17 protein-coding genes and 1 tRNA gene are annotated in these 14,621 nt (G+C 52.3%); 5 read left to right on the top strand and 13 right to left on the bottom strand.

The annotated features are described in order from the left end of the window. Positions 1–88 precede the first annotated feature (88 nt). Positions 89–406, bottom strand: coding sequence for a hypothetical protein (locus LKH74_RS04960; RefSeq protein ID WP_125575019.1), 318 nt, complete (start codon positions 404–406; stop codon positions 89–91). Positions 407–532: 126 nt separating this feature from the next. Between LKH74_RS04960 and LKH74_RS04955 the strand changes: the two genes are divergently transcribed. Next, positions 533–606 (top strand) — tRNA-Arg (locus LKH74_RS04955). Between the two features lie 224 nt (positions 607–830). Here LKH74_RS04955 and LKH74_RS04950 read toward each other — a convergent pair. The 6 genes from LKH74_RS04950 to mutY form a co-directional block, all read right to left on the bottom strand. After that, positions 831–1,112, bottom strand: a complete 282-nt coding sequence (locus LKH74_RS04950) for a helix-turn-helix domain-containing protein (RefSeq protein ID WP_287788492.1) — start codon at positions 1,110–1,112, stop codon at positions 831–833. 292 nt (positions 1,113–1,404) lie between these two features. After that, positions 1,405–1,647 (bottom strand): cytochrome b5 domain-containing protein, encoded by a 243-nt coding sequence (locus LKH74_RS04945; RefSeq protein ID WP_287788490.1) that lies wholly within the window; start codon positions 1,645–1,647, stop codon positions 1,405–1,407. Between the two features lie 232 nt (positions 1,648–1,879). Further along, positions 1,880–2,083 (bottom strand): cold-shock protein, encoded by a 204-nt coding sequence (locus tag LKH74_RS04940; RefSeq protein ID WP_024746588.1) that lies wholly within the window; start codon positions 2,081–2,083, stop codon positions 1,880–1,882. Positions 2,084–2,268: 185 nt separating this feature from the next. Further along, positions 2,269–2,889 (bottom strand): alpha/beta hydrolase, encoded by a 621-nt coding sequence (locus LKH74_RS04935; protein WP_287788484.1) that lies wholly within the window; start codon positions 2,887–2,889, stop codon positions 2,269–2,271. 10 nt (positions 2,890–2,899) lie between these two features. After that, the gene (locus tag LKH74_RS04930; protein WP_125575025.1) at positions 2,900–3,220 is read right to left on the bottom strand and encodes a hypothetical protein; all 321 of its coding nucleotides are present in this window, start codon (positions 3,218–3,220) and stop codon (positions 2,900–2,902) included. An 80-nt stretch (positions 3,221–3,300) separates the two neighbouring features. Beyond that, positions 3,301–4,440 (bottom strand): A/G-specific adenine glycosylase, encoded by a 1,140-nt coding sequence (gene mutY / locus LKH74_RS04925; RefSeq protein ID WP_287788482.1) that lies wholly within the window; start codon positions 4,438–4,440, stop codon positions 3,301–3,303. Positions 4,441–4,982: 542 nt separating this feature from the next. Between mutY and LKH74_RS04920 the strand changes: the two genes are divergently transcribed. Beyond that, the gene (locus LKH74_RS04920; protein WP_287788480.1) at positions 4,983–6,638 is read left to right on the top strand and encodes a peptide ABC transporter substrate-binding protein; all 1,656 of its coding nucleotides are present in this window, start codon (positions 4,983–4,985) and stop codon (positions 6,636–6,638) included. A gap of 106 nt (positions 6,639–6,744) precedes the next feature. Here LKH74_RS04920 and LKH74_RS04915 read toward each other — a convergent pair whose 3' ends face one another. Both LKH74_RS04915 and LKH74_RS04910 read right to left on the bottom strand, forming a co-directional pair. Next, entirely contained in the window at positions 6,745–7,065 is a 321-nt protein-coding gene (locus LKH74_RS04915) for a DUF7671 family protein (protein WP_287788478.1), read from the bottom strand. Next, positions 7,062–8,102 carry a lipoate--protein ligase family protein gene (locus LKH74_RS04910; RefSeq protein ID WP_287788477.1) on the bottom strand — a complete coding sequence of 347 codons (1,041 nt, stop codon included), beginning with the start codon at positions 8,100–8,102 and terminating at the stop codon, positions 7,062–7,064. Before LKH74_RS04910 ends, LKH74_RS04915 begins: the two co-directional genes overlap by 4 nt. 270 nt (positions 8,103–8,372) lie before the next feature. On the opposite strand from LKH74_RS04910, the gene LKH74_RS04905 reads away from it, so the two are divergent. From LKH74_RS04905 to LKH74_RS04895, 3 genes are all read left to right on the top strand, one after another. Then, on the top strand, positions 8,373–8,753 hold the full coding sequence (locus LKH74_RS04905; RefSeq protein WP_287788475.1) for a glycine cleavage system protein H: 381 nt from the start codon (positions 8,373–8,375) through the stop codon (positions 8,751–8,753). 283 nt (positions 8,754–9,036) lie between these two features. Next, entirely contained in the window at positions 9,037–9,252 is a 216-nt protein-coding gene (locus tag LKH74_RS04900; protein ID WP_125575030.1) for a P8 family protein, read from the top strand. 224 nt (positions 9,253–9,476) lie between these two features. Further along, entirely contained in the window at positions 9,477–10,229 is a 753-nt protein-coding gene (locus LKH74_RS04895) for an SDR family NAD(P)-dependent oxidoreductase (RefSeq protein ID WP_287788473.1), read from the top strand. Between the two features lie 435 nt (positions 10,230–10,664). Here the strand turns inward: LKH74_RS04895 and LKH74_RS04890 are convergent, their stop codons facing one another. The 4 genes from LKH74_RS04890 to LKH74_RS04875 form a co-directional block, all read right to left on the bottom strand. Then, positions 10,665–11,288, bottom strand: a complete 624-nt coding sequence (locus tag LKH74_RS04890) for a histidine phosphatase family protein (RefSeq protein WP_287788472.1) — start codon at positions 11,286–11,288, stop codon at positions 10,665–10,667. An 11-nt stretch (positions 11,289–11,299) separates the two neighbouring features. Then, entirely contained in the window at positions 11,300–12,211 is a 912-nt protein-coding gene (locus LKH74_RS04885; protein WP_287788509.1) for a DMT family transporter, read from the bottom strand. A 612-nt stretch (positions 12,212–12,823) separates the two neighbouring features. Further along, positions 12,824–13,498 (bottom strand): methionine ABC transporter permease, encoded by a 675-nt coding sequence (locus LKH74_RS04880; RefSeq protein ID WP_434737647.1) that lies wholly within the window; start codon positions 13,496–13,498, stop codon positions 12,824–12,826. 9 nt (positions 13,499–13,507) lie between these two features. Continuing rightward, a complete protein-coding gene (locus tag LKH74_RS04875; protein WP_135366895.1) occupies positions 13,508–14,572 on the bottom strand; it encodes a methionine ABC transporter ATP-binding protein in 1,065 nt (354 codons plus the stop codon). Between the last annotated feature and the right edge of the window lie 49 nt (positions 14,573–14,621).

The raw sequence follows: 14,621 nt of genomic DNA, 5'->3' as shown, positions 1-14,621 counted from the left end.
CGCTTAAAAATTAGAATTTCTTGATAATTCAACACTGAACGACTGTTAGTTCCCTGATGAACCCCCAGCTCCTCTACTATTTATCAGATTATTTACTATCCGACTGATCAGCTGAGTTGCTAGATGATTTCTGTTGTGACTCTTTTTTCTCGGATTCTTTTTTCTGTTGATGCTTCTTTTGGACCTTACGCACCTGATCAGAAATCTGTGTCGACGGGTTCACGGTCTTCTTCCCGGATAGATTGGAGACGGGATAGGCAATGAACAACACAACGGCAGAAATGATTAAGTAACGGATATTTTTCTTGCGGTCACCGAGGACTTGCGTGATTTGAAAGAAATAATAAATTAATAAAATGGCAGCGAAGAACACAATGACTTCGGCAACGATATGGACAACACCCACGAGAAACCCTCCTTGACTAGTTTAGCCTAACTTTACTGGAACCACCGCCCCCTGTCAACTAACCGGACAGAACAGTGATTGACACGACCCGCTCGCTTCTCTATAATTAAGAAGTTATGGGATTTTGTCGCAATAGCTCAGCTGGATAGAGCAACGGTCTTCTAAACCGTAGGTCGAGGGTTCGAATCTCTCTTGCGACATAGAGTAGGCTTCTATGTACTTTTACATAGGTTCAAAATGGCAGTACATCAATATTTTTTCCGTGGAACCATGCAAAAACATCTGAACGCCAAACAACATGGACAAGCTATCCTAGGAAAACAGGTAGCTACAAAAGGACTTTCACAAATTTGTGGAAGTCCTTTTGTATTGCTTTCTTGCGGTTTAACTACATAACACTAATAACCTTAATCCCCAGAATTTATTAGTTTCCAAATCGAATAGCCAATGGCTGATCTAATGCATCCGCAATTCGTGTTAACGTTTTTAATGAGAGATTACCATTTCCGTTTTCCACACGACTAATTGCGTTTTGACTCGTTCCAGCCAACTCCGCCAGCTGCTTTTGCGTTAGTTTGGCATGCTCTCTTGCCTTCATCAAACTAACCGCTAAATCCAGTTTAGCTTTCTCATTTAACATATCAGCCTTAGTACTTTCATCTTTCATTCGTTTTTCGATAATCGAATCAACATAGCCTGTTTTCATAGTCAAATTCCTTTTCTTAATGCTTTAAATCTTATTCACCAAATTGAAGACCCATTCTAGTCATTAGCATCTTGTGACTGCCAACGTTTGCGCACATCACTCGCGTGTTGCTTTTCCTTCTCCGGCGTTAAGTAAAAGTAAGGATTCAAAATCTGTTTTCAGATTTTGAATCCTTACTTTTTACCCCAGAATTGTCGCAAATTCGCTTCAACGAGACTGGCTTCACTAAAAGTTTAAATCACCATATTGTCAAATACGCAATTCAAACCGTTTCAAAAACTCATTTTAATCTTTAGTCTTGATACTGACCAACAACTGGTAAGTTCTTCAACACCTTGCGGCCATGTGGCGACTTGCCATCGATCACACTAGTCAGTTCTTGGCCGGGCAGGTTGCCGTGGTGCTTGCCACCGGCCCAGGCGTCAACGCCCGTGACATCATAAACGACGCCGGCAATGGCCACGTAAGCGGGTTGCCCGTCTTGTCCGTTAAACTTCGCTAATTCTGCTTGGGTAAATACCTTTTCTGCACTCATTAAAAGCACCACCTTCATTATTTGCTTTCATCATACCCGGAATTAGTTCCCAGCACAACTAATTCGTTTGTCACTTGATAAGCCAACTGATTGGTGGTGCTCACTAACCAATACCGACAGAAAATTGGACATTTAACCGGCCGCCTGGACGCCTACTCGATAAAAATGACCGCAAAAAAACCACCAACCGAAGTCAGTGGTTTTTACTAAGCACGATTTAGGCTAATGTAAATTAGTCAACTACCGTAACGTTAGCAGCTTGTGGGCCACGGTCGCCTTGTTCTACATCAAGGGATACGTGTTGGCCTTCTTCAAGAGTCTTGAAGCCTTCACTGTTGATAGCAGAGAAGTGAACGAAAACGTCTGAGCCGTTTTCCAAAGTGATGAAGCCGTAACCTTTATCAGCGTTGAACCATTTAACAGTACCTTGTTCCATAAGAATGAAACCTCCATGCGCATAGCGCAATAATATTTGCATTTGAAAGCTGGGGTAAAAAGGAGCCATTCTTATAAGAACGTCGAGCCTTTAAAACTTCCGAACCATAAATACATTAACCATAGGATAACAGGTATTTCCCAGAATAGCAAATGCAAAGTGTTATTTTTTTGAAATGTTTTTGCCTACCCCTGTAAAGCGTTTACCGCTAACCACTGTTGGGCTGCCAGCACCTCATGCGGCGTCAGCTGGTGGGTTCCGCCGGTTTCTTCCAACGTGGTTTCGACACCAATTGTCGTCAAATTTGCCAAAACTTTTTTTACCGTGGCAACCGTCACTAACGGATCATGGGCCCCCGCCGACAACCAGGCGTGATAGCCCGGGCGCGGCTTAGGCTGGGCGACTGGCAACAGCAACGGGTGGAACAAGACGGCGGCTTGCCCGGGCAACTGCCCCGTTTGCACGCCGTACGCCGCCATGGCCGCGCCGTTGGAATAACCCACAACCACCAGCTGGTCACTGTCCCAGTGATGCTCGCGACAAATCGCCTGCACCTGTTGCCCTAGCCACTCAGCCTCGGTCGCAATCTGCTGTGGATCGACCGGTCCGGCCGCCGTCTGCGCATAATATTGGCGCTGGCGGCCCTGCCCCTGGCGCCCGCCAATCGTGATCAACGGGCTTTGCGGTGCCAGTCGTCGGCCAAAAGTCAGCATCTCTTGATTCGTGCCCCCGGTTCCTTGCAATAACAACAGGGGTGGCGCGGTATTGGCGCCCGGCATGGTCTCAATCAACTGTTCTTCTGCCATCTGCGTCCACCTACCGGGCCACGATGAGCTCGATTTGACCCTTTTGGGGGGCGAAATTGAGGCCCTCACAATTTTCCGTCAAAATCTTACTGTACTCAGCCAACACGTCAGCGGGCAGCGGCGTGTGGGTGCGCAAATGCTCGATCAGCTCCGCCGCAGAAGCCAACTCCTTTAAGGTCACGAACAATAGCGCATTATTAATTAAATCATGTAAAAGATCTGTCAACAGACCGTTGGGCTTTCCCGCCCGGTCCGTGATGACGACTTGCGGGCTCTCAACTTCTTGGTGATTCACCGAAATATGCTTTAACACGTCAAAAATCGTTTGCACGATTGATCACTCCTTCTTCGTTAGTTCTGTCGTGCCGGGATTGTTGCTTAAATCATACTGCAATTTGCCGGCGACGGAAACTAATTCTTAGCAAAAGCTGCCGGATGGCCCTGATTTTGAAACCGCGTCATCATTTTTTCTTGGACCTTCGGCAGAGGCAACGTGACAATCTCACTGCCAGCCACCCATTTGCCGGGGAAAAAGGCCAGAGAAGGCGTCGTTGCGAGTTCGGCCACCAGCAATTTCACCCGCCAGCGTTGATGAGTGTAGGTGTGGCTGACCGGCTGGCCCCCGACCACGGTCAAATCCAGGTCAAGTTGGTAATCCGTTTTAAATTGCCGTTTAATGGCCGCCAAGTCCTGAGCCAAGTTATTAGTCTCAGTAGCGTCTGCAGGGGTCAAATCGGCCTGTAACAGCAGCGGAAACGTCCAATATCCCGTTAACATCTGGGTGGCATCGCGCTGAACCAGCAAATAGCCCGCCGGTGAGTGGACGATGACCGCGTAGTACGGCATTAATTTGGGCCGCGGTGCCTTGGTCTTGACCGGAAAATCAGCGACCCGTCCCGTCTGGTACGACGCGTCAAAGGCCTTGACCGGCGAATGCTCAGGATCAGAGTTCTTGGCGCGCATGTAACTGGCCCCCAGATCCATGATGGCCTGGTTGAAGGCCCCGGGCCGCTTAGGGTCCACGATAGGCTGAATCGCCCGTTCAAATACCTGGCGTGTCTGGGGCTTGGCAATGTCATCATCAATCAGCAACAGCCGGGCAAAGACCCGAAACGCGTTGCCATCCACCGCTGGCACCACCTCGCCAAAGGCAATGCTGGCGATGGCGCCCGCCGTATAGGGCCCAATGCCGACCAGATCAGTCAATTCGGCGGCCGTTTTCGGCCAGTGGCCCTGATAGTCCGTGACGATTTGCCGAGCCGCGCGCTGCAGATTGCGAGCACGCGAATAGTAGCCCAGTCCCTGCCAGGCCTTTAGTAGCGTGGCCTCGTCGGCGTTCGCCAGGTCGGTGACCGTCGGAAATGTCGCCATGAAATTTTGATAGTACGGAATCACCGTGTTGACCTGAGTCTGCTGGAGCATGATTTCACTGACCCAAACGTGGTACGGATCGTGGTCTTGACGCCAGGGCAGGTCGCGGCCCTCTTGATCGTACCAGTCTAATAATGTTCGGCGAAAATTCCGGATCGTCGCCGCTGACCATTTTTCCATCGACTCTCCTCCTCGATTGTTTTTTCCTATTCTAACGAATTCCGCGCCCCGCCACAAGTAACCCTTGACGCCGCTGGTCTAGTCCCCTATCATCAGAAAAGAATAGCGCAATTATATTGGCTAAACCATCACCTGCGGCTGCCAGGGGTTCCGCCGTTGAAAAAGAGTGTGACGGCAGGCGGTTAACTGGTGAGCATTAACGGTGCTAGGCGGATAATCCTGGGCTTGGATTATTTGCCTAGCAGTGTTAAGCGGAACCAGTTGCCTGTTGGCGCACGTTTCGGCCATGAGGCCACTTTGAGATATGGACTTCGGCTCAAAGCGAGGCGGTAAAACCACTTTTTGGCTCCACCCGTCCGCCCCAGCGTTCCAACCCATATTTGGCGAACGGTAGGCGGCCAGTTCGCATTATGTAGCTGTAAACGACTATTTTTAACGCCATAAGTCGCATGATAACAATAGTTTCAGTCGATTTTCGCCTTTCAACCTTCAGTCAACTACATAAAAGACAAATCAACCATTAAGACACAGGAGTGGTACACGTGAAACATTGGGGAGCAATACTAATTTTCCTGCTGGGACTGGGAGTGGTCGCCGGGTGCCAGATGCCCTCAGAAACCAACTCGACCAGCGACAGTCAAGGGGTCATGACCAAGCGCCAGGTGCTGACCCTGGCCACGTCACAGCCCTTGACCACCTTAGACACCGACAAGCTGACGCAATTTGGTCGGCTGAACAACACGATTGAAGGCCTCTATTCCGCGACTGGCGAGGGCCAAGCCCAGCTGGCACTGGCCAAAAAGGTCCACGTCAACGCCGCCAAGACCACCTATACGTTTACCCTCTATAAAGATTCTTATTGGAGCAACGGCGACGTCATCACCGCCCAGGACTTCGTTTACTCCTGGCAACGGGCGCTGGCGCCGCAGACCAAGGCGCCGAACGCGGACCTGTTTGTCGGCATCAAGAACGCCCGCAAGATTTTGGATGGGCGCTTGCCGGCGACCCAACTGGGCGTCAGTGCGCCAGACAAATTCACCTTGGTGGTCCACCTGGATCATCCCATGGCCGAGCTGCCCCAACGGCTAACATTTCCGCTATTTGGCCCGCAGAACCAACGCGTCGCCCGCAAATACGGCAAGCTATACGCCACCAAGCCGCAGTATCAGGTCTACGCCGGGCCGTTTATGGTCGCGGCCAAGGGCAATACGCGCCAGCACTGGCACATGGTCCCCAATCCCCACTACTGGGACCGCGAGCACGTCTACCTGCAGCGCATCAACGTGGACGTCTACCATACCACGCAGCAAATGTGGCGCGCTTATCGCCAGGGCACGCTGGATGAGATGCGGTTGGTCGGTATTTCCAACATCAAATCTTACGAGAAGCAAGCGGCCTATACGGCACGGCCCTACTCGAAAATGGTGCTGCTCAACTACCGGCAATTCGGCAAGAACCCGACCGTGGACCGGCTCTTGAAGCAGCGTTTGGCACGGCTGGCGATTTCTCACGCCATCAATCGCAAACGCTTGGGCCAAGACTCTTACGGCAACACCTCGCTGGTCGCCCAAGGCGTCGTTCCCGCGGGGCTCAGTCGGGGCCAAAAAGGCACGGCGGACTTTGCGGCGGCCCAACCTGAACAAGCCACGTTGGCCTACCAACCTAAGCTGGCCAAGCAACAGTGGGCGACCGCGCGCAAACGGGCCGGACTCAGCCACGTAACGTTGACCCTCAGCTATTTGGACGCCCCTTACAGCAAAAAAATTGCGACGCTGTTGCGGACCCAATTACAGCACGCCCTTCCCGGACTCACCGTGACGCTGCAGAAGCGACACTGGACGGTCAACCAAGCGGATGGTCCGGCCAACGCCGACCTGACGCTAACCACGCAACACGCGCAGTATGCCGACCCTCTGGCCATGCTGGCGCTTTTCACCAGCGACAATGCCGCCAACACCGGCTACTGGTTCAGCGAACGCTACGACAACCTGATTGCCCAGGCCAGCAACGCGCCGTCCTTTAATAGTCAGCGCTGGAAGACGCTACTCAAGGCCGAGGGCGAGTTGATGAAGAATCAAGGGGTCACGCCGCTATTTCAACCGGCCAGCACCTATCTGATCAATCCCAAGCTCAACGGTGTGCAGTACAACACGGTTGGCACCCAGTCGAACTTTAAAGGCGCTTACTTCGTGAAATGATTTACCGCCACCATCAAAATTTGAATCACAGACCAAAGACAGCGTCCCACCAAAAATTTCGGTGAGGCGCTGTCTTTTTTGCTGATAAATATCGTTATCGCCACGTTCAGTCGTCACTAGCCAGTGCTTGCCGCACCGTTCGGACCAGGTCGTCGCTGACGAATTCACTGGTCAGCCGTTGCATCGGCGTGTAGTCGTGACGCTGCTTGTAGTCCAGCGGTCGGGCCACGATGACGGCGACTCGCAGATTGTTTTCCGTCAAGAAAATCTGGCCAACTCCCTTGAACTTGCCCTTGCTGTGGCGGCCAGTCCGCCAGTCGTGGAGCTTGAAGCTGCCATCGGGGTCGCGTTTGATTTCGTACTGACCGGAGGCGTTGGTCTCGACCGGCACGCCACTGTAGACGTTCACGTCGTACTTGGCCTTCATTGCTGCGCCTCCCCCGCTAGAATTGCCGTGACCGGTGCGATGGCGTCTTCACCCAAAACAGCCACCACGTCCGGTTGCTGGAGTACCGCGGCAATCGCCGTACTGGTGGCCGCGATACCGGTCAGCTGTTCTGAAATGGCGTGGAGCTCGGCGGGGGTGCCGACTGAACCAAACAGCAGGGCCGCCCGCAACTTACCGGCGTGGCGCGTGAAGTTCACGTGCAGCTGCCCCTTGGCAACGGTCAACTTTTCATAGGCGCGGAAACCTGGGTTGGCGCCATAATTCCAGGCGTCGGTGTTGTACTTTTCCGCTAGTCGCTGGTCGATGACGGCCCAGTCATGGTTGGTCAAATGGTACGTCTCAATTTGATCCAGCCGGTCGACTTCAAAAATGTGGCACAACAAGGCTTCCTTGAAGGCCTGGATGTCCAGATTTTGATATTCCGGCGCCAGGTATTGCCGCAGATTGGTGATGGGCACCCGGTTGGAGTCGACACCACGGTGCGGCCGTTCACTGGCCGGCAACAGTGCCGCGTGAGCCGCATCCACGTTCAGGTCGTACATGATGGTCCCACCGGCCGCGTAACCGTCACCATTTTTAAACATGGTCATGCCGGAAAATTTCTTGCCGGCCACCGTCAGGGCACTCTTGTTGCTGATGCCCAGGTCGGCAACGCCCATGGCCTTGAGCGCCCGCAAAACGGGTTCGGCAAAAACCGTGTAGTCGCCAAATTTGGACCCATCTTGCGGGTCACCATTGATGATGTGCTCGAAAATCAGGTTGCGCTCGTCGTGGTAAACGGCGCCGCCCCCGGACGTCCGCCGCACCAGCTGGACGTGATGCTGCTCGAGATAGTGGAAATCCACCTCGACGCCGACGGTTTGGTTGATGCCGACAATGACGGCCGGCTGATTGACGTACATCATCAGGCCGTGGCCCGGCAATTTCAGGTCGTTGACGAGATAATTATCAATGGACTGGTTGACGATGGCATCCGTGACCACCTGGCCGTTGCGGCTGGTATCGATTAAAAACATTTTTGGGTAACGCTCCCTTCACGCTAAAACTGGCTGACACAGGGCCAGACCCGTTAGCGCTTTATTTTTTAAATACTGGTAAATACCAAAATTTTTCCAACTCTGGCACCTATTTTAACTGGCCCACTCTCCTACCGAGTGAAATTATTTTCAGTGTAGCATAAGCCCGCGGTAGCAACAACTCTCGCAGCCCGTGAGCAAGTTATTGTCAGCGGTTACACGTAAAGGGTATACTAGATGTTAAACATGACATACAGGGAGGAATTACTCATGGCTGCACAACATTCATTTTGGCAACGACTCATCGGCTGGTTCACCGGCAAGAAGACCCCAGCCGCCCCAGCAATTACGGTGAAGGACGGGGTCTGGCTGGAACAACGCGACCAGGGCCACTACCGCCTGGGCCTATCCAGCGACGCGCTCGAACAAATCGGTGACATTAGCTTTGCCGACCTGCCGATTTTAAGCGATGACGTTCTGGCCGCCGGCGACGACATCTTAGAAGTCGAAAGCGACAAGGCCGTGGAAAATTTCAAGACGCCATACGCGGGCACCGTGGTTAAGGTCAACGAAGACTTGGTCAGTGACCCCGCTAAGATCAATAAGAATAAACAAGCGGATAATTGGGTGCTGGATCTACAGGTGGTTTAAGCCACGTTTGTCAGCCCAGTTACCAACCCGACCGCACTAACGGCCGGGTTTTTCGTTTACCAACGCGCGCCAATCCCCGCCAATCAACAGTTACTGTGTCAACGCAAATCTCCTCGCGACTGTCCATTCCCAGGCATTTAGGCCGGTATCACCAGCAAACTTGGCGACGTTAAACAAAATATTTACCATTTTGAAGTTTTAGGACTACTATGAAGATGAAGCCGGTGGCGTATGCCAGTAACAGAACCGCTGACCCCAATATTCATTTTGGAGGTAATTGGTTATGGCTGTTGTAGAAAAGACTGCTTTATTGGATGAAAAGATGAGTGAAGTATTCGACTGGTCAGATTCAAAGCAACCAGTTCGGGATGCGCTTTGGAACCACTTTATGGAATCCAATGGTCACAACACCGATGAAACTGAAGCTTCGATGAAGGAAATCGATGCGAAGTCCGACGATGAAGTTCGTTCTTACGTAGAAGATAACCTCAAGAAGTAAACCGGCTGTCTCAACCTAAAAATAACCTCGCCTTGGTGGCGGGGTTATTTTTCTTTGGAGAGTAAAACCAAGGGCGATTAGCCGGCGAGCATTGAGGCTGGTCGTCGATGACATCGCAGGGCACCGGTCGCCACCCTCGCCTTTAGCTGTCAAGCAGACCCACTCAGTTTGTTTTGTGATATAATGAACATGTACAATAATCTTACATACTGGAGGTTTTTAGCATGACTGAACGACTCGATGGTAAAATTGCACTGGTAACTGGCGGCGCGGCTGGGATTGGCCTGGCAACGGTTAAACGCTTCTTAGCAGAAGGCGCAACCGTCGTTTTCACGGATATTAACGTCAAGGCGGGCGAAAAAGCTGCCGCTGACCTTGACACCCCTAAGGCCATCTTCATGCCACAAGACGTCAGTCAAGAAGCCGATTGGGAAAAGGTTGTCAAAGCCACACTTGATAAATTTGGCACGATTGACATTCTCTTCAATAACGCCGGCATCTTCCGCCTCATCAACCTACCTGAGATTACTGAAAAACAATGGGACCAACTCATGAACATCAACGTTAAGGGCGTCTTCTTCGGCATGAAGCACGTGATTCCAATCATGGCCGCCAAGAAGAGTGGTTCCGTCATCAACACGTCCTCAATCGCTGGCTTGGCCGGCTCCCCACAAGCCACCCTCTATGGTGCCAGCAAAGGGGCGGTGCGTTTGATGACCAAGGATGCCGCCATTGAATACGCTCCCACTCAGGTCCGGGTCAACTCGGTTCACCCCGGCCTGATTGAAACGGAAATGGCCGACTACGCTTCAGACGTCTACGAAGCACCGAAGACCGACCTGGGAAAGATGCATCCCCTGGGCCGGTTGGGTAAAGCATCGGAAGTCGCTGCGACAGTCGCCTTCCTAGCCTCCGATGATGCCTCCTTCATCACCGGTGCCGAAATTCCCGTTGACGGTGGGGTTACCGCCCAATAACATAGAAACTGAAGATTGAATCTAAAATTAACGCGCTGATTGCCGTAATGACGGTGTTCTGACACATAAAATTGGTGAAACCAGGCTCCTGCGTCAGCCAGGAGTTCGCATTGTGAGGCTGAAAACGACTATTTTTAACGCCATGAGTCGCATGATAACGATAGTTTCAGTTGATTTTCGTCTTTCAATTTTCAGATAGAGCTTAATAAAAAAAGTTGCGTAGCCAAAACTGGGCTGCGCAACTTTTTTAACTGCTATTTTTTCAGAATAGCACTTATTATCATTATTTTGTTCAACAACTTTAGATGGCCGAAACGTGCGCCTCAAGGCAGCCGGTTCCGCTTAAAACTACCAACCCAATTATCCAAGACTAGGATAATTGGGTTGGTAGCCTTAATGCTCGCCGACTAACCGCCTTGAGGCCCACGCCATTTCCTAGCGAAACTGCCCGCTGACCGCATAGGACCGCAAATAGCGTTGGCCGGTCACCGGATCGATCACCATCCGCGTCAGGCTGGTGTTGCCCGGCTCTGGCAATGCGGTTGTGGCTGGGGCCGCCAGCATCAACAGGGCGGTGGCCTTGATGGTCAAGCCGTGGCTCACCACCAAGATGTGGTCGTTGGGATGGTCCACGACCTCTTCGGCCAACCATTGCCCTACTCGCCGTTGTACGTCCAGGTAAGTTTCACCGCCGACTGCCGCTAAGGTGTCCGGCAAAGCTTCCCCCGTCAGCGCGTCAAAATCTGCCGGTTGTTGGGCCCGCAGTCCTTGAAAATTAGCGCCGGTCCACTGCCCATAGTCGGCCTCCATCAGCCGGTCGTCGAACTGCGGCAACACGTCTAACGTCGCCGTTAAGGCCGCCGTCGTTTGCCGGGTCCGGTGTAAGGGACTGCTGACCAACTGATCGTAGTGGCTATTTGACAGCCACTGGGCCAGCCGTTCTGCCTGTTGTAAGCCGTTGACCGTCAAATGCGTGACGGCACTATCCAATTGTCCTTGCATAATCTGGTCAACGTTGGCTTGCGTTTGACCATGACGCACCCAATCAAAGGTCGTCATTTGCTCACTTCCTAATCTACCCGCTCAAATTGCGTTTCAATCTTCCGCCGCCCCTGTTGTAACAGGTAAATGGCCACGATGACCAGGACGGAGCCGATGATTTCAGCAATCGTAATCTTGAGGCTTAAGAATAAAATCGACAACACGAACGTCACCACCGGCTGCGTGGCGTCGACGATACTGATGACGTCGGACGGCGCAAAGTGGGTGCTGTAGAGGATCAACGAGAATGGTAGGATGGTCCCCACGATGATGACCGTGGCCATAGACCCAATCAGCGTGCCGGTAATCGGTGGCATGTTCATGAAGACGGGGTGGTACAAATTGAAGACCACACCCGCAATAAACGTTCCCCAGCCTAACACAGTAATCGGCGCATGACCATAGTCACGTACCAGTGGCCGTGGTAAAACGACGTAGCAGGCGGCCGTGATCCCTGACCCAATCCCCCACAACAGGGAATTGAGCGGAATGGCTAACTGCGTAATGTCACCACGCGTAATGGCCAAGAAGACGCCGACTAACGCCACCACGAAGGCAATCAAATCACTACGCAATGGACGTTCGTGTTTGAACAACAGACTGCCCAACACGATGAACAACGGGCTGAGATACTGAAGAATCGTGGCCGCGGCCGCATTCCCCGTCTGCACGGCGATGTAGAAGGTCAGTAAGTTCGCCCCCAACCCAATCAGCGCATAGGCGACGATCCACCCAATTTCTGCCCAACTCTTAAAAATCGTAAACGTCTTTTTACCATACAATACCAAACTAATTAACAACAAAATAATGCCGGCACCCATGGTTCGCGCAGATAAGAACCAACTGGTCGGAATTGATTGGCCTTGTGAAATGAACTGCAGGACGGTCCCGGAAATCCCAAACATGGCCGAAGCCACGGTTGCCCAGAAGATCCCCTTCATGACATTTTCAGTTGGCGCACCTAAATTCTTCAAAACCCGATAAATCCTTTCTCTCTCATACCCGTAACGATATGCATCATAATTTTCCTATTTTACCGGAATATCATTAGAATTCGGCGGCAAAATGGGCCTTGCAAAAAATTTTTTTCAGCACTGGCGTGGGAGTCAGTCACTGGCCCCACTCCAGCCCAGAACAGCCGGTCACGCGAAGCCAACATCCCTCCCGCTACACCTAATTATCCCAGTGAAACCTCACCAACAAGCTTAGTCAGATAACCTAATTTGTCGAAAAATAGTTCAGCCTAGCCAATTTCTCTTAAAATCACAATGAGGCCAGGGCAAGCGCCCTGACCTCACGGTGATGGTATGTGTTAAATTTTAAAGTCCTGAAGATTGAACCTGAAATTAACGCGCTGATTGCCGCAGCGTTCCACCCTAGACTTTCACGCAACGGTAAGGCGAAATCCACGTCTCAAAGTGGCCTCATAGCCGAAACGTGCGCCAACAGGCAACTGGTTCCGCTTAACAGGGCTAGACAAATAATCCAAACCCGGGATTATCCGCCTAGCACCGTTAATGCTCGCCAGTTAACCGCCAGTTGGCCCACTCTTTTTAAGCCGTGTGGTCCACTTTGCGGGCCCAGAGGTCGCCAATCAGCTGGATGGCAAACACCAGGACCAGAATGATCAGCATGGCCGCAATCGTCACGTCATTTTCAAACCGGCTGTACCCGACGTTGATGGCCAAGTTCCCGAGGCCCCCACCACCGATGGCACCAGCCATGGCGGTCAGGTCGATCAGACTGATCAACGTGAGAACGGACGAGCGGATGATATCCGGCAGGCCTTCCTTGAGGTACACGCGGAAGATGATGGCGATGGGACCGGAACCGACCGATTCGGCGGCTTCGATCACGCCCCGGTCAACTTCGGACAAGGCGTTTTGAATCTGCCGGGCATAAAACGGCGCGGAACCAATGACCAGTGGCACAATGGCTGCGGTCGTCCCAATCGCGGTGCCGACGATCAACCGCGTCAGTGGCGCAATGACGGCCAGTAAGATGACGAACGGAATCGACCGGCACAAGTTGACGATTTTATCGAGAATATTATAAACAACCCGATTTTCCAGGATGCCACCCGGTTGGGTCACAATCAACCCGACCCCGATGGCCATCCCGATGATGCCCGCCACGACGGCCGTGAAGAACGTCATGTACAGCGTTTCGCCCGTGGCCTGCACGAACTCATCTTGCATGGTTACTGCATTAGGAAAGTATTTCGCAATAAAATTCAATTAGGCCACCTCCGGATCTGTTGGCTGTAAATGCGTTACGGTAATGCCCGCGTCCTGGCAATATTGCCAAGCGGCGGTCAACTTGTCGGGGTCCCCGGTCATAACAACGATCAGGTTCCCGAGCGGTGTATCCTGTAAAATTTCGACGTTCCCGTACAAAATGTTGGACACCACGCCGTAGCGCTTGTAAAGTTCGGTAATCAGTGGGGCGTCGGTGCTGGCGCCCACGTATTGGAGTTGGACCAGCCGGTGATGATCGTCGAGGCCCAGCGTGCGGGCTTGTTTGAAGATCTTTTCTCTGGCTTGGTCCACTTGCGTTGCCGTGTTGATGAAGTCTTGCGTCAACGGCTTTTCTGGTCGACTGAAGATGGTGACCAGATCACCACGTTCAATGATCTCCCCGTCGTCCATGACGGCCACCTTGTTGCAGATTTCCTTCACGGCTTCCATTTCGTGGGTGATGAGCACGACCGTCAAGCCGAGCTCACGATTCAGGCGTTTCAACAGCTCCAAAATGGACGACGTGGTCTTGGGATCCAACGCACTGGTCGCTTCGTCACTGATCAGAATCTCGGGATCATTGGCTAACGCCCGGGCAATGGCGACCCGTTGTTTTTGCCCACCGGAAAGCTGGGCGGGATAATCCGCGGCCTTTTCCGTCAGACCAACCAGGTCCAAGAGATGGGCTACTTTTTGTTGGCGTTCCTCATGGGACAAGTCGCCGCCCTTTAAGGGGTAGCCCACGTTGTCCGCAATCGTGCGAGATGCCATCAGGTTAAAGTGCTGGAAGATCATCCCGATCTTGGTGCGCGCCACCCGCAGTTCCTTGGGCTTGAGTGCCAAAATATCTTGACCATTAACTTCTACCGTACCGGCAGTGGGCCGTTGAAGGCGGTTAATGACCCGAACCAACGTACTCTTCCCGGCGCCGGAATACCCGACGACCCCGTAAATGTCCCCCCGTTCTACCGTGAGTGACACGTTTTTCACAGCCGTAACGGTTTGACCTTTGTTGTGGAAGGTCACATCGATGTCTTTTAATTGAATAATCGCTTCATTAGTCACAGACTCATTCTCCTTACTCGCCAATGCCGGCAGTTTCTCAGTCAACGGT

Source organism: Levilactobacillus sp. (assembly GCF_022646225.1).
GTDB classification, from domain to species: Bacteria; Bacillota; Bacilli; order Lactobacillales; family Lactobacillaceae; genus Levilactobacillus; species Levilactobacillus suantsaiihabitans.
This window is presented reverse-complemented; position numbering and strand designations above follow the sequence as displayed.